Source organism: Sphingobium sp. S6, from assembly GCF_905120495.1.
Classification (GTDB): Bacteria; Pseudomonadota; Alphaproteobacteria; order Sphingomonadales; family Sphingomonadaceae; genus Sphingobium; species Sphingobium agri.
The window spans coordinates 493,480-512,739 of the sequence record NZ_CAJHOG010000003.1; the positions used below are offsets into that span (position 1 = coordinate 493,480).

Consider the following 19,260-nt stretch of genomic DNA (forward strand, 5'->3'; position numbering starts at 1 on the left):
GAGCTTAAAGCGTCCGGAAAGCGTTGGTGATCGGATAGCGGCGATCACGCCCGAAATTGCGAATGCCGAGCTTTACGCCCGGGGGCGACTGGCGGCGCTTATATTCCGCGACATAGAGGAGGCGTTCGATCCGGGCGACGACATCCTTGTCGAAGCCGCGTGCAACAAGCTGTTCGACGGACAGTTCCTCTTCGACCAGGCCATAGAGGATCGGGTCCAGCACTTCATAGGGCGGCAGGCTGTCCTCATCCTTCTGGTCCTCGCGCAGTTCCGCGCTTGGCGGCTTGGTGATCACGCGCTCCGGCATGACCGGACCAGAGGGCCCGAGGCCGAGCGAGGAGACATTCTCGTTCCGCCAGCGGCTGAGGTCGAAGACGGTGGTTTTGTAGGCATCCTTCAACACCGAATAGCCGCCCGCCATGTCGCCATAGATGGTGGCGTAACCGACCGACATCTCGCTCTTGTTGCCTGTGGTCAGCAGCATGTGGCCGAACTTGTTGGACAGGCCCATGAGCGTGACGCCACGGATGCGGGACTGGAGATTTTCTTCAGTAAGGTCGCGCTGCCGCCCTTCGAACGAATCTGCCAACATCGAATCGAAGGCTGCGACGGCCGGTTGGATCGGGATCGTATCGTAGCGGATGCCGAGCAGGCGAGCGCATTCGACGGCATCGTCCAGGCTGTCCTGGCTGGTGAAGCGCGACGGCAGCATGACGCTCCAGACGCGATCGGGTCCCAGGGCGTCCACCGCCACGGCAGCCGATAACGCCGAATCGATGCCGCCTGACAGGCCCAGGACGACGCCGGGAAAGCCGTTGCGGTTCACATAGTCGCGCAGGCCGAGCACCATCGCATTATAGATGTCGGCCGGGCGGCTATCGAGTTCATGCCGATCGCCGGGGATGCAGACCCACTGGCCTTCCCACTTTTCCCAATGGGTGAGGACGAGCGCTTCTTCCCAATCGGGCAGTTGGTGAGCGATGCTGCGGTCGGCGCCCATGACGAAGGACGCGCCATCGAACACCAGTTCATCCTGGCCGCCCACGCGATTGAGATAGACGAGCGGCAGGCTGGTTTCCCGCACCCGCGTGCCAGCGACAGCGTTGATGCGGCGATCGTCCTTGTCGACTTCGAACGGGCTACCATTGGGGCTGATGAGGATTTCCGCTCCTTCCGCCCGCAGGTGGGCAGTGACGAAGGGGAACCAGATATCCTCGCAAATCGGCACGCCGATCTTCACGCCGCGGAAATCGATGGGCGCGGGCAGCGGGCCGGGCGCGAAGAGGCGCTTTTCATCGAAGGTGCCATAATTGGGCAGCTCGCGCTTTTGCCGGATGGCGGTGACCGCGCCGTCTTCCAGCAGGGCGACGACGTTGAACAACACGCCCTGCGACGCGACCACCGTGCCGACCAGCATCGCTGGGCCGCCGTCCGCCGTCGCCTGCGCCAGGCGATCCAGCTCATGGTTCGCGCGGTCGACCAACGCGGGCTTCAGCACCAGGTCTTCGGGCGGGTAGCCGATCAGCTGAAGTTCGGGAAAGACGATGAGGTCGGCGCCGGCCGCGCGGGCCCGCCATTCGAGCATCGCGTCCGCATTGGCCTTCAGGTCGCCCACGCTCTGTGTCATCTGGGCAAGGGCGATCACGAGTTTGTCGGTCATGGCCGCGCCCTAGTCCATTTTGCCCGCCTGCGCAAAAGCGCCTTTCCACTGAAGGCAAGCGCCGCTAAAGGGGCCGCGTTTCGCGCATCGTCATCCAATCGTCACAGGGGTTTGGCCATGAAACTCATGACCGGCAATTCCAACAAGCCGCTTGCGGCCGCCATTGCGGATTATATCGAGATCCCCCTGACCGATGCGAGCGTCCGCCGCTTCGCGGATGAGGAAGTTTTCGTGGAAATTCACGAGAATGTCCGGGGCGAGGATGTGTTCGTCATTCAGTCGACGGCCTATCCGACCAACGACAATCTGATGGAATTGCTAATCATGATCGATGCGCTGAAGCGCGCGTCGGCCAAGCGAATCACGGCGGTCGTCCCTTATTTCGGCTATGCCCGGCAGGACCGGAAACCCGGGCCGCGCACCCCGATCTCAGCCAAGCTGGTGGCGAACCTCATCACCACGGCGGGCGCGAACCGCGTGCTTTCGGTCGATCTGCATGCGGGACAGATCCAGGGCTTTTTCGACATTCCGACCGACAACCTGTTCGGCGCGCCGGTCATGTCGGCTGACATCCAGGCGCGTTTTGGCGACCGGAACCTGATGGTCGTGTCGCCGGACGTGGGCGGCGTGGTACGTGCCCGTGCGCTTGCCAAGCGGCTGGACAACGCGCCGCTGGCCATCGTCGATAAGCGGCGTGAGCGCGCGGGCGAATCGGAAGTGATGAACATCATCGGCGACGTGAAGGGCCGCTTCTGCGTCCTGATCGACGATATAGTCGATTCGGCTGGGACGCTTTGCAACGCAGCCGGAGCGCTGAAGGCTGCGGGCGCGGAAGATGTGGTTGCCTATGTCAGCCATGGCGTGCTGTCGGGCGGCGCGGTTGCCCGCGTCGAGGCTTCCGAGCTCAAGGAGCTGGTGATCACCGATTCGATCCAAGGCACGGACGCTGTGTGCAATGCCAAGAGCATTCGCCACCTGCCGATCGCGCCGCTGTTGGGCGAAGCGATCAAGCGGATCGCGGATGAAAGCTCGGTCTCCAGTCTGTTCGACTGACCGGCGAAGTTGCGCCGCGCGACTTCTATGAAGCGCCCGGCAGCAACAATATGGGCAGGCAGAATAGCAGGATCAGGCCGCCGACGACCCTCTGCGCGCGGGAAATGCCCAGTGGCGCGCCCTGCCAAAGCATCGGGCAGGCAAGCAGCGCCAGCAGCAGGAGCATGTTGGACAGGGCGGCCGATCCCCCAATGGGCGCGTCCTGCCGTAAGGCTAGCGCGCCCAGCAAGGCAGCGAAACTCAACATCCAGCCGATCAGCGCCACAGCCATTCCCTTCCGATACGAACGCATAAACGGCGCGGGTTGCCGAAGCTTAAACGGCGGACCTCCAAGGATCATAGGTGCCGAAGCTCCACAGATTGCCTTCCGGATCGAGCGCTTCATAGCCGCGACCGGGATAGCCCTGATTGTCATGCGGCTCGTTCACCACCACCGCGCCCTGATTGCGGGCATGAAGACAGTGCACATCGGCGTCCGCGACCACGACATAGATGCAGGTCGTGACGCCGCCCAGATCGCGCGGCGTGGTCCAGCTGTAGAGCGACTCCGCCTCACCATCGCGTGCGCTGCCGAGCATCACCATGCCATCGCCCAGGACTAGCTGCGCATGATGGATGATGTGCGGATCGGTCTCATCCTCATGACAGGCGTGCAGTTCAAAGCCGAAGGCGTCTTGCAGGAAGCTTATGGCCGCCGGGGCATCGGCATAGCGCAGGCCGGGGATCACTGGGGAACCGGGCATCTTTTCCCTCCTTCATCGATCGTCAAGCGGGCTGGCTAAGCCTAGCGCAACGGGCGCTTTCCGGCTAGGCGGGAGCGATGACAACCCGCGACGACCTGACCCTTGCCCACCGCCTGGCCGACGCTGCCGCAGCGGCGATCCGGCCTTTCTTCCGCGCGCGATACGACACGGAGTTCAAGTCGGACAAGTCGCCGGTGACAGAGGCCGACCGGGCGGCCGAAGCGGCGATCCGGGCCATATTGGAAAAGGAGCGCCCGCAGGATGGCATTATCGGCGAGGAATATGGCGCAACCCGCGAAGATGCCGAGCGCGTCTGGATCCTCGACCCGATCGACGGCACGCGCAGCTTTATCGCGGGACGGCCGATATTCGGCACGCTGATCGCGCTGACCCAGGCAGGCTGGCCAACCATCGGCATCATCGACCAGCCGATCGCGAAGGAACGTTGGGCAGGCATGATGGGCCAGCCGACGACCTTCAACGGCGCGGCCGTCACCACCCGCCGCTGCCGCTCATTGGAAGAGGCCATCCTGGCCAGCACCGGCCCGCAATATTTCCCCGGCTGCACCGGCGAGCATTTCTCACGGCTGGCGGGGCAGTGCCGCGATACGGTGTGGGGTGGGGACTGCTATAATTACGGCCTGATCGCCTCGGGGCATGTCGATATCGTCGTGGAGGCCGGGTTGAAGCTGCACGACATCGCCGCGCTGGTGCCTGTCGTGGAGGGCGCGGGCGGGCGCATGTGTAATTGGGCGGGCGACCCCATCACGGCTGAAAGCGACGGACGCGTGATCGCCTTGGGTGATGCGGCGAGGCTGGATGATGTGCTGGAAGCGCTGGCGGAGGGGCATCACGCTCATTGACGCTCAGGCTGTGAGCCCGGCTACCGCTTCAGCATAGATGCGCCTGCTTTCATCATCGAAGCAGATGAAGAGGATGAGGTCGAAGGCCAAGGGAAAGGCAGCCAGTTCTTCCCGCACCGTCCGGGCCGCGACCTTGGACGCCTCATCTTTCGGATAGCCATAAATGCCTGTGGAAATGGCGGGGAAAGCGATGCTGCGGAGGCTGTTTTCGCGCGCCAGTCCGAGCGATGATTTGTAGCAGCTCGCGAGCAACTCCCCTTCGCTTGCACCCCCGCCCCGCCACACCGGGCCGACAGTATGGATGACATGCGCAGCGGGCAGATTGTAGCCGCGGGTGATCCGTGCCTCCCCTACCGGACAGCCGCCGAGCATGCGGCATTCTGCGAGCAGTTCGGGTCCTGCCGCCCGATGGATCGCGCCATCCACCCCGCCTCCACCAAGTAGAGAGCTGTTGGCGGCGTTGACGATCGCATCCGTCGCACAACGGGTGATGTCGCCAGTCTGGATATCCCAGCGGCACGTGCCGGAGATCATGACGCAGCCCTCGCTGTAGGTCGCATTCGCCGCATTGCCCTAGAATATCCCGAGAAACTTCTTCTTCTGCTTCTTTTCCTGCCTGGCATTGGCCTTGCCGGACTCTTCCTTGGACGTGGTGCCTCGGCCCACATCATCTCGTGGCTTGCCGTCCTTAGTGCGCTGAGCAGCGGCCGTCGCGCCCGCCAGAACGGGGCCGCAAGCCGCGCTCTTGGCGTCACCTACATCGACAAAGGCCAACACGGCGGCGAGCGGGCTCGCCGCGATTCCGAGCGCTGCCGCCGCGCCGCCGCGCGCCACCAGTTCAGGACTGATGACGTCGATGCCGGGCTTTGCGAAATAGCCGTTGATGCCGACCGGCGACTGGCCCGAAAACAGGCTGAACTTCTTGCCATCGGCGCGGAAAACAAGATCAAGGCTCTCGTTACGGAAGGAGAAGCCGCCCCGCCCCAGCATGACATTCTTCTTGGTATCGATGATGATCGGATCAGCCGCAGCGATGCCGTTGCGGACGGTGAAGGCGATGAGCCCGCAGTTGATCTGGACAGGCTCCTTCAGCTTCTTTTCGAACATCTTCGTGATGAAGGTGCCCACATCGAGTTCGGCAAGCTGCACATTGCGCGCCCACATGGTGCCCGCAGGCAGGATGACGGCAATCCTGCCATTCGCGGTGCTGAGCGAGTCATGCACCGTATCGCCAAGGCCGGTCATCTGCGCCCGTGCCTTGATGATCCCGGTGGTGCCCGATTCCTCGACCCCCCAGCGGCCAAGCAGCTTGCCCATGGGCGTGGGCGAGAGGCGGACATCATAGCGGGTGCGCACCGGCTTCCCCCGCGCATTTATCTCTATGTCCGAACTGACATGCCCGCCGGACATGTCGAAGGTGAGCGGCGACAGCGTCAGCAGGCTGCGCTCCAGCGCGAGCGTAAGGCCGATATTGGAGATCGGCACGTTGGGCGCCCGGACCTGACGCACGTCATAGCGGACATTGGCGTCGAAATTGCGCAGCGCCTCTACCCGGAGCGGCGCATCCGGGAGGATGCGGGGTCTGCCGCCGACATTCTCGATCGCGCCACTTGCGCCCTGCGCTTCCAGCTTCTGGGGATTGTAGCCGATGAAGGGTCCTACATCGACTATGTCGAGCGTGCGGGTAGCTAGGTCCGCATTCAGGCGCAGGCGATCGTTGGGCAGCGAAACGGTCATGCGGCCGGAAAGGTCGCTGTCTCCGAACCGGCCCTTAAGATGAGTGAAGCGCCATTCTCCGTCCTGCTTCGTAAGGGCGGAGGTGAAGCGGTAGGTGCGGGTTTCGGGAATGGCGACGCCGAGGAAATCGAACAGCAGCGCAAGATTGGGACCGCGCGTCACCAGCCGCAGGTCCGCTCCTTCAATCTCGGTCGCACCCGGCAAGGTGCCGCTGACCTCCAATATCGTCGGCCCCGACTGCGCGTAGAGCGCGAGGCTGTTCTTGCCGCCCGTTATCGTCTGGTTGGGTGAAAGCAGCCCTCCGCGCAGCGTGAAGGGGCGGCTTCGCATCGTGCCGTCGCCGGAGAAGCGAATGTCGCTTGCAAAGCGCGTATCCTGCGCCTTCACGGTTTCGAAGCGTATGTCGGTCGACAACTGCATCCGGGGGTCGCGATACCGCAAGGTCGTCCCCGCGAGCAGCGCTCGGCGGATGAGGGGCAGGTCGAGCGGCTCTCCCTTCTTGTTCGGATCACCGAAGGTCCATGTATTGCTCTTGCCATCCCGCGACCATTCAAGGTCAGCGGCGGCGTTGCGAAGCTCAAGCCAACGCACGCGATATTTGTCGCCGAAGATCAGGCTGAGCGGTGCGATCCGCGTATCGATAAGATCGGAATAGAAGAAATGCGGGCGGCTCGCCCAAGGCGTGTTGGCGATCGACATCCCCTCGGCGCGGAACTTGATGGTGATAGGCGCGAAATAAAGTTGGAAGTCGCCAGCAACGTTGACCGGACGTTCCAGGCGGCTGGTGAGGAAGCGTTCGAACGGATGTTTGAGGAACCGGCCCTTGGTGATGAACAGGATCAGCCACAGCAGAAATATCAGGCCGATGATGTAGGCGATGATGCGAAGGGGCAGCGGAACCTTGCGCCATTTCTGGCGTGTGGTGGACCAATAATGGCCTATGCCTCCTGCCGCGCCGCCGGGCGCAGGAGCCTCTTTTGCCGGAGTGTCCGGCCGCAAGGGATCGGCATCGGCCATGGCGCAAGAACGCCCATCCCCGTCTTTGGGTCCGAATCACCTTGCCTTTGAAGGTGCTTCCGACTATGCGCGCCCCTTCGCGATATTTGGAAGGACCGCCCGGCTAACTAGGGCTGCCGTGGCTGTCCGTAATCGTCGCGCTGAAGAAGGAGACGAAAATGCCCAAGCTCAAGACCAAGAGCGGTGTGAAGAAGCGCTTCAAGTTCACCGCTTCCGGCAAGGTCAAGCACGGCGTCGCTGGCAAGCGTCACCGCCTGATCAGCCACAACGCAAAATATATCCGCCAGAACCGCGGCACGTCGGTCATGTCCGACGCCGACGTGGCTCACGTGCGCCTCTGGGCGCCCTACGGCCTGAAGTAAGGAGTAGAGGCACATGGCACGCGTAAAACGTGGTACGACCACCAAGGCGAAACATAAGAGGATTCTGGATCAGGCGAAGGGCTATTATGGCCGTCGCAAGAATACGATCCGCATCGCCCGCCAGGCTGTCGAAAAGGCCGGCCAGTACGCTTATCGCGACCGCAAGGTCAAGAAGCGTACCTTCCGTGGCTTGTGGATCCAGCGCATCAACGCTGGCGTCCGCGCTGAAGGGCTGACCTATTCTCAGTTCATGCACGGCCTGAAGCTGGCCGGCGTCGATCTGGACCGCAAGGTCCTGGCCGATATCGCCATGCACGAAGGCGAGGCGTTCAGCGCCATCATCGCCCAGGCGAAGGCTGCGCTGCCCGCGGCCTGAGCATAGAACGGTCGAAAGATCGTCCAAGGGGCGCCGGGGCAGAAGCTTCCGGCGCCCTTTTTGTTTTTCAGTCCAATCTCCGTTCGCCCTGAGCCTGTAGAAGGGCGCGCGGCTTTGAAAGGCTCAGCCCAAACGAGGGTGAGCAAAGGAGGCTGATCCCATGTCCCTACATGTCTGGTGGCTCTATGTCACGGCGGTTTTCCTGATCTCGGCCACGCCGGGGCCGAACATGCTGCATGTGATGACGCAGAGCATCGCCCATGGTCCGCGCAAGGCGATGGTCACCATGGCGGGGCTGATGAGCGCGGTGCTGCCGTGCCTCATCGCCTCCGCGCTGGGTCTGGGCGCGCTGCTGAAGGCGTCGCCGCGCCTGTTCGATGTGCTGCGCTATGCGGGCGTGGCCTATTTGATCTGGCTGGGGATCAAGGCATGGCGCGCTCCGGCAACTGGCGGCGGCGATGCTGACGCGCGGCAGGCTCAGCGCGCCAGCAAGCTCTATGGCACGGCGTTGCTGACGGGCCTGTCCAACCCCAAGCTCATCATCTTTGCCGCCGCGCTGTTTCCGCAGTTCATCGACACCACCCGCCCCTTCGCGGTGCAGCTGGCGATACTGGTGGCAAGTTTCGTGGTGATCGAAAGCTTCTGGTACAGCGTCTATGCGCTCGGCGGCACGAAGCTGAAGCGCTGGCTGGAGCCGGCCAACCGGCAGCGGCTGTTCAATCGAGGAACGGGCCTGCTCTTCATTGGATTTGGCGGGGCGCTGCTGGGCGCGCGGGCCTGACCCTTTTCTTGGCGCTCGCGCCCGGCTAAGGCCCGCACAACTTTCGCCTTCGCGGGAATGACGAAGAATCATGAGTGAGATTTCCAATCTGAAAGCCGGCCTGATCGCCGACATCGCCGCCGCCGATACGCTCGATGCGCTGGAAGCGCTGCGCGTCGGCGCCATGGGCAAGAATGGGGTGGTGACGGGACTGCTCAAGACATTGGGGCCGATGAGCCCCGAGGAGCGGCTGGAGAAAGGGCCGCCGATTCAGGACCTGCGCGAAAACGTGACGGCAGCGCTTGCCAACAGGAAGGCGGCGCTGGAGCAGGCGGCGCTCGACGCGAAGCTTGCGGCCGAGAAGATCGACATGACCTTGCCCGCCGACATCGGGCCGCAGGGATCGGTGCATCCGGTGAGCCAGGTGATGGACGAACTGGCGGAGATTTTCGCGGACCTGGGCTTCTCGGTGGCGACAGGGCCGGAGATCGAGGACGACTGGCATAATTTCACCGCTCTCAACATTCCCGAGACGCATCCGGCGCGGGCGATGCATGACACCTTCTATTTCCCCGACGCTGAATCGGGCAAGAAGATGCTGCTGCGCACCCATACTTCGCCGGTGCAAATCCGCACGATGATGAACGGCGAGCCGCCGATCCGCATCATCGCGCCGGGCCGGGTCTATCGGTCGGACAGCGACGCGACTCATACGCCGATGTTCCACCAGATCGAAGGACTGGTGATCGACAAGGGCATTACCCTTGGGCACCTCAAGTGGACGCTGGAGACCTTCCTCAAGGCGTTTTTCGAGCGGGACGACATCGTTCTGCGGCTGCGGCCAAGCTACTTCCCCTTCACCGAGCCTTCGGTCGAAGTGGACGTGGGCTACACGCTGACCAACGGCCAGCGGGTGATCGGCGGCGACGGCGATGCGCCCGGCGGCGGCTGGCTGGAAGTGCTGGGCAGCGGCATGGTAAACCGCCGCGTGATCGAGGCTTGCGGGCTGGATCCGGACGAGTGGCAGGGCTTTGCGTTCGGTACGGGCGTCGACCGACTTGCCATGCTGAAATATGGGATGAACGACTTGCGCGCTTTCTTCGACGGCGATCTGCGCTGGCTGAAACATTATGGCTTTTCGGCGCTGGACGTGCCGACGCTGAGCGGAGGAGTGGGCGCATGAAGTTCACGCTGAGCTGGCTCAAGACGCATCTCGCCACCGATGCCGACCTTCCAACGATCCTGAAAGGGCTGACCAACATCGGCCTGGAGGTCGAAGGCGTGGAGAACCCGGCGGACAAGCTCGCGCCCTTTCGCATCGCCAGGGTGCTGACGGCGGAGCCGCATCCGCAGGCGGACAAGTTGCAGGTGCTGACCGTGGATGCGGGCGATGGCCCCTTGCAGGTCGTGTGCGGCGCGCCCAATGCGCGAGCGGGCCTTGTCGGCGTGTTCGGAACCGAGGGCGCGGTGGTGCCGGTGAACGGCATGGTTTTGAAGAAGACCGCCATTCGCGGGGTCGAGTCCAACGGTATGATGTGTTCGTTCCGGGAGCTGGAACTGGGCGAAGACCATGAAGGAATCATCGAATTAAACGCGGATTCTCCGGTTGGAGAGGTCTATGCCCGGTGGGCGGGGCTCGATGACCCGGTGATTGATGTGAGTATAACACCTAATCGCCAGGACTGCATGGGCGTGCGGGGGATTGCGCGCGATCTGGCGGCAGCGGGCTTGGGCACGCTCAACCCGATCATCGTGCCGACGGTGGAGGGCGTGCGTCCGGGACCGGACGTCCGGGTCGAGGATGAAGATGGCTGCCCGGCCTTCTTCGCGCGCACGGTGCAGGGCGTCACCAACGGCCAGTCGCCCGAATGGATGGCGCGACGGCTGAAAGCCATTGGGCAGAAGCCGATCAGCACGCTGGTCGATATCACCAATTATCTGATGATCGACCTTGGCCGTCCGCTGCATGTCTATGACATGGCGACGCTGAAGGGTCCGCTGACGGCGCGAAAGGGCAAGTCGGGCGAAGAGGTGCTGGCGCTCAACGGCAAGACCTACACGGTTGACGAGACGATGACCGTCATCGCCGACAATGAAGCGGTGCACGACATCGGCGGCATCATGGGCGGCGAGCATTCGGGCGCGACCGACGCCACTACAGACGTGCTGATCGAATGCGCCTATTTCACGCCGGAGCGGATTGCGGTCACCGGGCAGAAGCTGGGCCTGACCAGCGATGCGCGCGGACGGTTTGAGCGCGGCGTGGACCCGGCCTTCCTGGATGACGGGCTGTCGATCGCCACTGACCTCGTCGTCAAGCTTTGCGGCGGAACGGCAAGTGAAGCGACACGGGCCGGCCAACCTCCGATCGCCGACAAGGTTATCCGCTATGAACCCACACGATGCCTGACGCTGGCTGGCGTCTATGTCGGCGACGACGAGCAGAAGTGCATATTGGAAAGCTTGGGCTTTAGCGTCGACATGCATGACGCTACCTACGATTATGAGGACGGCGTTCCAGTGACCACACCGGCCTATTGGGACGTGAGCGTTCCAAGCTGGCGCCGGGATGTGGATGGCTGGCCGGATCTGGTTGAGGAAGTTGTGCGGATCGTGGGGCTCGATCAGGTAGCATCCACGCCCCTGCCCCGCATGCCTGGCGTAGCCAAACCGACTGCGACAGCAGAGCAATTGGTCGAACGGCGGGTGCGCCGGACGGCCGCGGCGCGCGGGCTGGCAGAAGCGATCAACTGGTCCTTCATTTCAGAAAAGGAAGCCGCTTCCGTGGGCGGTGGCGACTGGATGCTTGCCAATCCGATTTCCGAAGACCTGAAAGTGATGCGGCCTTCGCTGCTGCCCGGCTTGCTGTCGGCAGCACGCCGCAACATAGACAGAGCCGCAGCTTCGGTTCGGTTGTTTGAGCTTGGGCGGCGCTACTTCGCCGGCAAGGAGCGCGCGACGGCTGGCTTCCTGTTGGCGGGCGAAAAGACTGCGCGCAGCTGGCAGTCAGGGAAGGCACAGGCTTTCTCTGCCTTGGACGCGAAAGCCGAAGTCATTGCCCTATTGGCGGCAGCTGGTGCGCCGGTGGCGAACCTGCAAAGCTTTGGAGAGGCTTCAGCAGCCTATCATCCAGGGCAGTCGGGCACGTTGCGGCTGGGGCCGAAGGTCATTCTCGCTGAATTTGGAGTGGTTCATCCTTCGATCGCCAAGCAATTTGGTATGAGCGGCATCGTAGTGGCCGGGGAGATATTCCTGGACAATGTCCCGCCCAAGCGGAAGAGCGGCTTCATGCGTTCCCCGTACGCGCCGCCAGCGCTGCAGGCGGTAAAGCGAGACTTTGCCTTTGTCGTGGATGAAGCGGTCGAAGCGGATGCGCTGGTGCGCGCCGTCAAGGGCGCGGACAAAAAAGCGATCGTCGATGCACGATTATTCGATGTGTTCGTCGGGCCGGGCGTCGACGACGGGCGCAAGAGTCTGGCCATCGAAGTGACGTTGCAGCCTGGTGAGAAGAGCTTTTCACAGGAAGAACTGGACGCGATCAGCGCGGCTGTGGTGAAGGCTGCGGAGAAGCTGGGCGGAGTATTGCGTGGGTAGCCCCACGGCTCGCTTGGTTCGGAAATGAGACTCTGTTTGGCGGAGGGCGTAAACATGTCGGACCAGCTTGTGACGATCGTTTCAGATGGTCTGACAGCCGCCATAAATCCCCTCGGCGCTGAGCTTTGGTCGCTCACGGATACGCAGGGCCGGGAATTGATGACCGATGCCGATCCGCGCTGGTGGACGGGACATGCCCCTTTGCTCTTTCCCTTCGTCGGGCGGTCGCGAGGCGACAGCTATCGGCTTCACGGGCGAGACTATCCCATGCCACAACATGGCTTTGCCCGGCGCATGGTCTTCACACAGGTGGAGCATTTGCCCGAAAGCGTCACCTTCCGACTGGAGCCGGACGAAGGCACGCGGGCTATCTATCCGTTTCAGTTCCGGTTGGACATGCAATTTGCCGTTGCCGGCAGTAGGTTGATGATGACGGCGGCGGTGATGAACCGGGGGGAGGCCGACATGCCCTTTTCCTTTGGTTACCATCCGGCCTTTGCCTGGCCGTTACCCTATGGCGGGCCAGCAGAAGCGCATATCGTGGAATTTGAGAAAGCGGAGCCTGCGCCCATCCGCAAGGTGGGAGCTGAGCCCGGCTTGATAGCCGAGGAAAGCGTGCCGTCGCCGGTAGTGGGCAACATACTGTCTCCTACCGCCGCAATGTTCGAGGGCGACGCCCTGATTTGGGATAAGCTGGAAAGTGGCAGCTTGCTGTGGGGCGTGCCCGGGCAAAGGCGCCTGAAGATCGAATTCCCGGACACCCCATGGCTGGGCCTGTGGCAGAAGCCAGGCGCGCATTATCTATGCGTGGAGCCGTGGGCGGGGATGGCGGATGTGGTCGGCTTTGAAGGCGATGTTTGGGCCAAGCAGGGAATCATGCGGTTGGTGCCGGGCGACGAAAGGCGATTTCGCATGGACGTGACGTTGGTGGATTAGGCGCCGACACGTCGGAGCGCTCCATCGCTTGAGGCGCCGCTGGCGATTCCTTGTCGAATCGCTATATGGCGCGCCATGACCATCCCATCGCGCCGCACCTTTGCGATCATTTCTCACCCTGACGCGGGTAAGACCACGCTGACCGAAAAGCTGCTGCTGGAAGGCGGAGCGATTCATCTTGCCGGTGAGGTCAAGGCGCGAGGAGCGAACCGGCGCGCGCGGTCTGACTGGATGAAGATCGAGCAGCAGCGCGGCATTTCCGTGACCAGTTCGGTCATGACGTTTGAACGCGACGGCATCACGTTCAACCTGCTCGACACGCCAGGGCACGAGGATTTCTCGGAAGACACCTATCGCACGCTGACCGCCGTCGATTCCGCCGTCATGGTGATCGATGCGGCCAAGGGCATCGAGCCGCAGACGCGCAAGCTGTTCGAGGTCTGCCGTCTGCGCAACGTGCCGATCATCACCTTCGTCAACAAGGTGGACCGCGAGGGTCGTGATACGTTCGCGCTGCTGGACGAGGTGGCCGACGCGCTGGCGCTGGATGTGTGCCCGATGAGCTGGCCGGTCGGCATGGGCGGCGAGTTCGAGGGGATTTACGATTTCGCCAAGAACCGGCTTCGTCAGCCTAGCGGCCCTTCCAAGGAGTTCGAGGGCAAGGAAGTGTTTGTCGAAGGCATCGATGACGATGCTCTGGCGGAGCATATTTCCGCGCAAGGGCTGGAGAAGCTACGCGAGGAAGCAGAGCTGGCGGTCGGCGGCTACGCCGATTTCGATCTGGCCGCCTATCGCCATGGTGATTTGACGCCGGTTTATTTCGGGTCGGCGCTCAAGCTGTTCGGCGTGACCGAGCTGATCGATGCGCTTGCCGCCCATGCGCCGCCGCCGCGTGCGCAGCCCGCTGAGCCCGCGCCGGTCGAGCCGGAAAATAGCGAAGTGACCGGTTTCATCTTCAAGGTGCAGGCCAATATGGACCCGCAGCACCGGGACCGGATCGCCTTCATGCGGCTCTGTTCGGGCAAGTTCCGGCGGGGGATGAAGCTGACGCCATCTGGCAGCGGCAAGCCGATCGCGGTGCATTCGCCGATCCTCTTTTTCGCGCAGGACCGCGAGATTGCGGACGAGGCTTTTCCCGGCGACATCATCGGCATTCCCAACCATGGGACTTTGCGGGTGGGCGATACGCTGTCGGAGAAGGCAGGCGTGCGCTTTACCGGCCTGCCCAACTTCGCGCCGGAAATCCTGCGGCGCGTGGCGCTCAAGGACCCGACCAAGACGAAGCAGTTGCGCAAGGCGCTGGACGACCTGTCGGAAGAAGGCGTCATCCAGGTTTTCTATCCTGAGATCGGGTCGAACTGGATCGTGGGCGTGGTCGGGCAGTTGCAGCTGGACGTGCTGATTTCGCGGCTGGAGGCGGAGTATAAGGTGGCGGCCGGGCTGGAAGCTTCGCCTTTCGACACGGCGCGCTGGATTTCCGGTGACGATGCGGCGATCAAGGATTTGGTGTCGTTCAACGGGGCCAATATGGCGAAGGACCGGGACGGCAATCTGGTGTTCATGGCCAAGAGCGCGTGGGACATCGGCTACCAGCAGGAGCGGCATCCCAAGGTGAAGTTCAGCGCGACCAAGGAGCGTTGAGGCATTGGCGGAAGCCGAATGACCGCCATCCTCTACAGCTTCCGGCGATGCCCCTATGCGATGCGGGCGCGGATGGCGCTGATCGCCAGCGGGCAGGAGGTGGTGCTGCGCGAGGTGGCGTTGCGCGACAAACCGGCGGAACTGGTCGCAGCCTCGCCTAAAGGCACGGTGCCGGTGCTGGTCCTGCCGTGTGGCGGCGTGATCGACGAGAGTCTGGACATCATGCGCTGGGCGCTGTCGCGGCATGATCCCGAAGGCTGGCTGGAAGGGGATGACGCAGCCCTGATCGCGCGCAATGACGGGGCGTTCAAGCATCATCTCGACCGATACAAATATGTGAGCCGCTACAGGTCCGATCCGCTGGAACATCGGTGCGCGGCCATGGAAATATTGGCTGGGCTTGAGGCGCGGCTGGAGCGGAGCAATTACCTTACCGGTGAGCGGCGGAGGCTGGCGGATATCGCCATCTTTCCCTTTGTGCGGCAGTTCGCCGCCGTGGAGCCGCAATGGTTTGCTGCGCAGCCCATTCCGCTGGTGAGAAACTGGCTGGACCTGCTGACGGGATCCCCCTTGTTTGCGCGCGCGATGCTGCGGATCGAGCCGTGGCGGGAAGGGGATGCTGCGGTTCTGCTTTAGCCGCGCCGCAGCAGGAACACGGCGTGCTCGGCGAAGAGGTTCGCGTTCGCGTGCGTGGTTTCCTTGTCGCCCTTCAAGAACCACTGGCCATCGATCTTCCAGCCGCGTTCCTTCACCAGCGCACGGAAGTCATCGACCGTGACATGATGAATGTTGAGCGTGTCGTACCAAGTGTCGGGCAGCAGGCGCGTCACCGGCATGCGGCCGCCCCACATCAGCGAGAGCCTTCCGCGCCAATGGGCAAAGTTGGGGAAGGACACGAACGCCTGGCGGCCGATGCGCAGCAGTTCCTCCACCACCAGGTCCGGGCGGCGCGTAGTCTGGAGCGTCTGGCTCAAGATCGCATAGTCGAAGCTGGCGTCGGGATAATAGGCAAGGTCGGTATCGGCGTCGCCCTGCACTACGGAGAGGCCCCGCCCGACAGCGGCTGCGACATTATCGCCGTCGATCTCCAGCCCGCGCGCGTCGACCTGCTTGGCGTCGCGGAGCGCGGCCATCAGCGCGCCGTCGCCGCAGCCGACGTCCAGCACCCGCGCGCCGGGCGTGACGGTGCGGGCGATGAGGGCAAGGTCGGGACGCAATCCCTCTTCGCTCATGCGCGGCCGCCCTTCAGGAAGCCGTCGACCACGCGGTTCAGTTCAGGACATTCGAGCAGGAAGGCGTCATGTCCGAAAGGGCTCGACAGTTCGACGAAGCTCGCCTGCGCGCCGCTGGCGTTGAGGGCGTGGACGATGACGCGGGATTCCGCCGTGGGATAGAGCCAGTCGGTATCGAAGCTGACCAGACAGAAGCGCGCTTTGGAAGGCGCGAAGGCGGTGGCGAGGCTGCCGCCATGATCCTCCGCAATGTCATAATAGTCCATCGCGCGGGTGATGTAGAGATAGGAGTTGGCGTCGAACCGTTCGACGAAACTCAAGCCTTGGTGGCGCAGGTAGCTTTCCACCTGGAAGTCGGCGTCGAAGCCGAAGGTCTTGGCGTCCCTCCCCTGCAGGCGGCGGCCGAATTTCTCGGTGAGGCCTGCTTCGGAAAGATAGGTGATGTGCGCCGCCATGCGCGCGACGGCAAGGCCTGCGCTGGGCACCTGGCCATCGGCATAATAGTCGCCCCCGCGCCAGTTGGGATCGGCCATGATCGCCTGGCGCCCGACTTCGTGGAAGGCGATGTTTTGAGCGCTGTGGCGGGCGGTCGAGGCGATGACAATGCAGCTTTCGACGCGGTTGGGGAAGATGGTCGGCCAGCTAAGTGCCTGCATGCCGCCCATTGAGCCACCAATGACGGCAGCAAGGCGGCCTACCCCGAGATGATCGAGCAACAGCGCCTGCGCGCGCACCATGTCGGCGATGGTGAGCACGGGAAAGCGCATGGCATATGGGGTGTTGCTGGCAGGGTCGATGCTGGCCGGGCCACTGGAGCCCATGCAGCTGCCGATCACATTGGCGCAGACGATGAAATGCCGTGCGGGATCGACGGGCTTCCCCTCCCCCACCATGCGCCACCACCATCCGGGCTTGCCGGTGACTGGATGATCGGACGCGACATATTGGTCGCCGGTCAGCGCATGGCAGATGAGGATGACGTTGGAGCCGTCAGCATTCATCGCGCCGTAGGTTTCATAGGCGATATCGACGGGCGCGAGGACCGCGCCGCTGTCCAGCCGGAGGGGGCCGGCGAGGCGGACCTGGCGGCGGAGGCCGAAACGGCTGTCGTCGGTGGAGGAGGCGCTGGCCATGGTGGAAGCGGGCTAGGACCGTGGAGGGGTGCTGTCAATCGGGTGGGGATCGGCTAGGACCGCTGCATGAGTCAGACCCGCATTCCGATCGTCGCTTATGGACCGCTATCCCCTTATCTGGAGGAGCAGCTGAAGGCACGCTTCCAGGTGCATGAGGTGGCGGCGGATGCCGATCCGACCGCGCTGGACGACGCCGTGCGGGAGGCGCGGGCGCTGGTGTCCTTTGGTTCGGTGGGCGCTTCTGCGGCGATAATGGATGCGCTGCCTCGGCTGGAGATGATCAGCCTTTTTTCCGTCGGCTATGACAAGGTCGATGTCGCGCATGCGCGAAAGAAGGGCATCAAGGTCAGCAACACGCCCGATGTGCTGACCGACGATGTGGCCGATCTGGCAGTAGGGCTGCTCTACGCGGCCGTGCGCAACATCGCCGCCAGTGATCGGATGGTGCGATCCGGCAAATGGGCGCTTGGGCAACAAGTGGCGCTGAGCGGAAGCGTCACCGGGAGCCGGATCGGCATTTTGGGACTGGGGCGGATCGGCCGGGCGATCGCGCGGCGGCTGGAGCCGGTGGCGAGCGAGATTATCTATCACAATCGCATGCCCGCCGCAGGCACGCCCTACCGCTATGTGCAGGACCGGATAGCCTTTGCGCGGGAAAGCGAGGTGATCATCGTCGCGACATCCGGCGGACCGGAAGCGCGCGGGCTGGTCGACGCCGCGATGCTGGATGCGCTCGGCCCGCAAGGCATGCTCATCAATATCAGCCGTGGAAGCGTCGTCGATGAGGATGCGCTGGTGGCGGCGTTGGCCGAAGGGCGGATCGGCGGCGCGGGGCTGGACGTGTTCGTGAACGAGCCGCAGGTCCCCGAAGCCCTGTTCACCCTGGACAATGTCGTGCTGCAACCGCACCAAGGAAGCGCTACGATAAACACGCGCAAGGCGATGGCCGACCTCGTGCTCGCCAATCTGGACGCATGGGCAGCGGGCAAAGCGCTGGTTACGCCGGTCATATAGCAGCGCTTTGCCTTTGGTGCGGATGACGCTAAAGCGCGCGCATGACCAAACCCGCACCCAAGGAATGGATTCTGGGCATCTCGCCCTATGTGCCCGGCAAGGCAGCGGCCGATGACGGGCGTCCGCTGATCAAGCTGAGCGCGAACGAAAACCCGCTGGGCACCGGCGAGGCGGCGCGCGCTGCCCTCATCGCCGCGACAGCGGACCTTGCCACCTATCCCGATCCCGGCGCGGCGAAGATGCGCGAGGCGATCGCGGCGGTACATGGGCTTGATCCCGCGCGGGTGATCTACGGCACCGGGTCGGACGAGCTGCTGCACATCGCGGCCAGCGCCTATGCCGGGCCGGGCGACGAGATACTCTACGTCAAATACGGCTTTTCGGTTTATGACATAGCGGCGCGCCGGGTCGGCGCGACGCCAGTCATCGCGCCTGACAAGGATTATGCGACCGACGTGGACGCATTGCTGGCCTGCGTGACGGAGAAGACCAAGGTCGTTTTCCTGGCCAACCCCAACAATCCCACGGGCACGATGACCCCGCGCGAGGAGATCGCGCGGCTGCATGCATCTTTGCGGCCCGATATTCTGTTTGTGCTGGATCAGGCCTATGCCGAATATCTGGACGCGAACGAGGATGATGGCGGCTTGGAGCTGGCCAGGAACGCCAGCAACGTGCTTGTCACGCGCACCTTTTCGAAAATCTACGGGTTGGCGGCTGAACGTATCGGCTGGGGCTATGCCAGCGCCGAAATCATCGACGCGCTGCATCGCATCCGCGCGCCCTTCAACGTGACCACGGCTGGACAATCGGCGGCCATCGCGGCGGTGACGGATCAGGCGTGGGTGGAGGCGAGCCGGGCGCATAACCGGCAATGGCGGCAGTGGCTTGCCGATGAGATCGCGGCCTTGTCAAACCATGGCCTGCGGGCGGTGCCGAGCAAGGCGAACTTCCTGCTGATCCTCTTCAACGGCAAGCTGACCGCCGAAGCTGCGATGAAGGGTCTTTGGGACGAAGGCTTCGCGACCCGGTGGCTGCCCGGGCAAGGGCTTCCCAACGGCCTTCGCATCACCATCGGCACGGAGGAACAAGTCCGCGCCGTCGCGGCCAAGCTGCGTGCCATGGCGGAAACGGCCTGA

Annotated in this window: 19 protein-coding genes; 12 read left to right on the plus strand and 7 right to left on the minus strand. The window is 63.4% G+C overall.

Going from position 1 to position 19,260, the window contains the following annotated elements; translation table 11 throughout:
* Positions 1–4: 4 nt before the first annotated feature.
* Positions 5–1,660: an NAD+ synthase gene (locus SPHS8_RS13085; RefSeq protein WP_201515873.1), complete on the minus strand. Its 1,656-nt coding sequence runs from the start codon at positions 1,658–1,660 to the stop codon at positions 5–7.
* Positions 1,661–1,777: 117 nt separating this feature from the next.
* Here SPHS8_RS13085 and SPHS8_RS13090 point away from each other — a divergent pair, with 117 nt between their 5' ends.
* Complete coding sequence (locus SPHS8_RS13090) at positions 1,778–2,713, plus strand: ribose-phosphate pyrophosphokinase (protein WP_066525693.1); 936 nt, start codon at positions 1,778–1,780, stop codon at positions 2,711–2,713.
* A 25-nt stretch (positions 2,714–2,738) separates the two neighbouring features.
* Here the strand turns inward: SPHS8_RS13090 and SPHS8_RS13095 are convergent, their stop codons facing one another.
* Together SPHS8_RS13095 and SPHS8_RS13100 are read right to left on the minus strand one after the other, a co-directional pair.
* A complete protein-coding gene (locus SPHS8_RS13095) occupies positions 2,739–2,984 on the minus strand; it encodes a hypothetical protein (RefSeq protein ID WP_443018568.1) in 246 nt (81 codons plus the stop codon).
* 43 nt (positions 2,985–3,027) lie between these two features.
* Positions 3,028–3,456, minus strand: coding sequence for a VOC family protein (locus SPHS8_RS13100; RefSeq protein WP_097092573.1), 429 nt, complete (start codon positions 3,454–3,456; stop codon positions 3,028–3,030).
* A 77-nt stretch (positions 3,457–3,533) separates the two neighbouring features.
* Between SPHS8_RS13100 and hisN the strand changes: the two genes are divergently transcribed.
* Positions 3,534–4,319 (plus strand): histidinol-phosphatase, encoded by a 786-nt coding sequence (gene hisN, locus SPHS8_RS13105; RefSeq protein WP_201515874.1) that lies wholly within the window; start codon positions 3,534–3,536, stop codon positions 4,317–4,319.
* A gap of 3 nt (positions 4,320–4,322) precedes the next feature.
* On the opposite strand, the gene SPHS8_RS13110 is transcribed toward hisN, so the two are convergent.
* Both SPHS8_RS13110 and SPHS8_RS13115 read right to left on the minus strand, forming a co-directional pair.
* On the minus strand, positions 4,323–4,853 hold the full coding sequence (locus SPHS8_RS13110) for an O-acetyl-ADP-ribose deacetylase (protein ID WP_201515875.1): 531 nt from the start codon (positions 4,851–4,853) through the stop codon (positions 4,323–4,325).
* A gap of 39 nt (positions 4,854–4,892) precedes the next feature.
* On the minus strand, positions 4,893–7,073 hold the full coding sequence (locus tag SPHS8_RS13115; protein WP_201515876.1) for an AsmA family protein: 2,181 nt from the start codon (positions 7,071–7,073) through the stop codon (positions 4,893–4,895).
* A 158-nt stretch (positions 7,074–7,231) separates the two neighbouring features.
* Here SPHS8_RS13115 and rpmI point away from each other — a divergent pair, with 158 nt between their 5' ends.
* The 8 genes from rpmI to SPHS8_RS13155 all read left to right on the plus strand — a co-directional run bounded on the left by rpmI (position 7,232) and on the right by SPHS8_RS13155 (position 15,378).
* Positions 7,232–7,435 (plus strand): 50S ribosomal protein L35, encoded by a 204-nt coding sequence (gene rpmI, locus SPHS8_RS13120; protein ID WP_007689506.1) that lies wholly within the window; start codon positions 7,232–7,234, stop codon positions 7,433–7,435.
* 13 nt (positions 7,436–7,448) lie between these two features.
* Entirely contained in the window at positions 7,449–7,811 is a 363-nt protein-coding gene (rplT, locus tag SPHS8_RS13125) for a 50S ribosomal protein L20 (protein WP_022682430.1), read from the plus strand.
* A gap of 160 nt (positions 7,812–7,971) precedes the next feature.
* Complete coding sequence (locus SPHS8_RS13130) at positions 7,972–8,592, plus strand: LysE family translocator (protein WP_201515877.1); 621 nt, start codon at positions 7,972–7,974, stop codon at positions 8,590–8,592.
* Between the two features lie 70 nt (positions 8,593–8,662).
* Entirely contained in the window at positions 8,663–9,754 is a 1,092-nt protein-coding gene (gene pheS / locus SPHS8_RS13135) for a phenylalanine--tRNA ligase subunit alpha (protein WP_201515878.1), read from the plus strand.
* A complete protein-coding gene (gene pheT / locus SPHS8_RS13140; protein ID WP_201515879.1) occupies positions 9,751–12,165 on the plus strand; it encodes a phenylalanine--tRNA ligase subunit beta in 2,415 nt (804 codons plus the stop codon). Before pheS ends, pheT begins: the two co-directional genes overlap by 4 nt.
* A 54-nt stretch (positions 12,166–12,219) precedes the next feature.
* Positions 12,220–13,101, plus strand: a complete 882-nt coding sequence (locus tag SPHS8_RS13145; protein ID WP_201515880.1) for an aldose 1-epimerase family protein — start codon at positions 12,220–12,222, stop codon at positions 13,099–13,101.
* A 75-nt stretch (positions 13,102–13,176) separates the two neighbouring features.
* Positions 13,177–14,742 (plus strand): peptide chain release factor 3, encoded by a 1,566-nt coding sequence (locus SPHS8_RS13150; RefSeq protein ID WP_201515881.1) that lies wholly within the window; start codon positions 13,177–13,179, stop codon positions 14,740–14,742.
* An 18-nt stretch (positions 14,743–14,760) separates the two neighbouring features.
* Positions 14,761–15,378: a glutathione S-transferase gene (locus SPHS8_RS13155; protein ID WP_201515882.1), complete on the plus strand. Its 618-nt coding sequence runs from the start codon at positions 14,761–14,763 to the stop codon at positions 15,376–15,378.
* Here the strand turns inward: SPHS8_RS13155 and metW are convergent.
* Positions 15,375–15,974 carry a methionine biosynthesis protein MetW gene (metW, locus tag SPHS8_RS13160; protein WP_097092583.1) on the minus strand — a complete coding sequence of 200 codons (600 nt, stop codon included), beginning with the start codon at positions 15,972–15,974 and terminating at the stop codon, positions 15,375–15,377. The genes SPHS8_RS13155 and metW overlap by 4 nt on opposite strands.
* Positions 15,971–17,107 carry a homoserine O-acetyltransferase MetX gene (gene metX, locus SPHS8_RS13165; protein ID WP_097092584.1) on the minus strand — a complete coding sequence of 379 codons (1,137 nt, stop codon included), beginning with the start codon at positions 17,105–17,107 and terminating at the stop codon, positions 15,971–15,973. Before metX ends, metW begins: the two co-directional genes overlap by 4 nt.
* 66 nt (positions 17,108–17,173) lie before the next feature.
* Between metX and SPHS8_RS13170 the strand changes: the two genes are divergently transcribed.
* Positions 17,174–18,121: a 2-hydroxyacid dehydrogenase gene (locus SPHS8_RS13170; protein WP_201515883.1), complete on the plus strand. Its 948-nt coding sequence runs from the start codon at positions 17,174–17,176 to the stop codon at positions 18,119–18,121.
* Between the two features lie 41 nt (positions 18,122–18,162).
* A complete protein-coding gene (hisC, locus tag SPHS8_RS13175; RefSeq protein ID WP_201515884.1) occupies positions 18,163–19,260 on the plus strand; it encodes a histidinol-phosphate transaminase in 1,098 nt (365 codons plus the stop codon).

Coding starts and splice junctions, on each gene's coding strand:
- pheT (WP_201515879.1), top strand. CDS start 9,751: ATGAAGTTCACGCTGAGCTGGCTCAAGACGCATCTCGCCACCGATGCC.
- rpmI (WP_007689506.1), top strand. CDS start 7,232: ATGCCCAAGCTCAAGACCAAGAGCGGTGTGAAGAAGCGCTTCAAGTTC.
- rplT (WP_022682430.1), top strand. CDS start 7,449: ATGGCACGCGTAAAACGTGGTACGACCACCAAGGCGAAACATAAGAGG.
- SPHS8_RS13155 (WP_201515882.1), top strand. CDS start 14,761: ATGACCGCCATCCTCTACAGCTTCCGGCGATGCCCCTATGCGATGCGG.
- SPHS8_RS13145 (WP_201515880.1), top strand. CDS start 12,220: ATGTCGGACCAGCTTGTGACGATCGTTTCAGATGGTCTGACAGCCGCC.
- hisC (WP_201515884.1), top strand. CDS start 18,163: ATGACCAAACCCGCACCCAAGGAATGGATTCTGGGCATCTCGCCCTAT.
- SPHS8_RS13130 (WP_201515877.1), top strand. CDS start 7,972: ATGTCCCTACATGTCTGGTGGCTCTATGTCACGGCGGTTTTCCTGATC.
- SPHS8_RS13095 (WP_443018568.1), bottom strand. CDS start 2,984: ATGGCTGTGGCGCTGATCGGCTGGATGTTGAGTTTCGCTGCCTTGCTG.
- metX (WP_097092584.1), bottom strand. CDS start 17,107: ATGGCCAGCGCCTCCTCCACCGACGACAGCCGTTTCGGCCTCCGCCGC.
- metW (WP_097092583.1), bottom strand. CDS start 15,974: ATGAGCGAAGAGGGATTGCGTCCCGACCTTGCCCTCATCGCCCGCACC.
- SPHS8_RS13100 (WP_097092573.1), bottom strand. CDS start 3,456: ATGCCCGGTTCCCCAGTGATCCCCGGCCTGCGCTATGCCGATGCCCCG.
- hisN (WP_201515874.1), top strand. CDS start 3,534: ATGACAACCCGCGACGACCTGACCCTTGCCCACCGCCTGGCCGACGCT.
- SPHS8_RS13090 (WP_066525693.1), top strand. CDS start 1,778: ATGAAACTCATGACCGGCAATTCCAACAAGCCGCTTGCGGCCGCCATT.
- SPHS8_RS13110 (WP_201515875.1), bottom strand. CDS start 4,853: ATGATCTCCGGCACGTGCCGCTGGGATATCCAGACTGGCGACATCACC.
- pheS (WP_201515878.1), top strand. CDS start 8,663: ATGAGTGAGATTTCCAATCTGAAAGCCGGCCTGATCGCCGACATCGCC.
- SPHS8_RS13150 (WP_201515881.1), top strand. CDS start 13,177: ATGACCATCCCATCGCGCCGCACCTTTGCGATCATTTCTCACCCTGAC.
- SPHS8_RS13085 (WP_201515873.1), bottom strand. CDS start 1,660: ATGACCGACAAACTCGTGATCGCCCTTGCCCAGATGACACAGAGCGTG.
- SPHS8_RS13115 (WP_201515876.1), bottom strand. CDS start 7,073: ATGGCCGATGCCGATCCCTTGCGGCCGGACACTCCGGCAAAAGAGGCT.
- SPHS8_RS13170 (WP_201515883.1), top strand. CDS start 17,174: ATGAGTCAGACCCGCATTCCGATCGTCGCTTATGGACCGCTATCCCCT.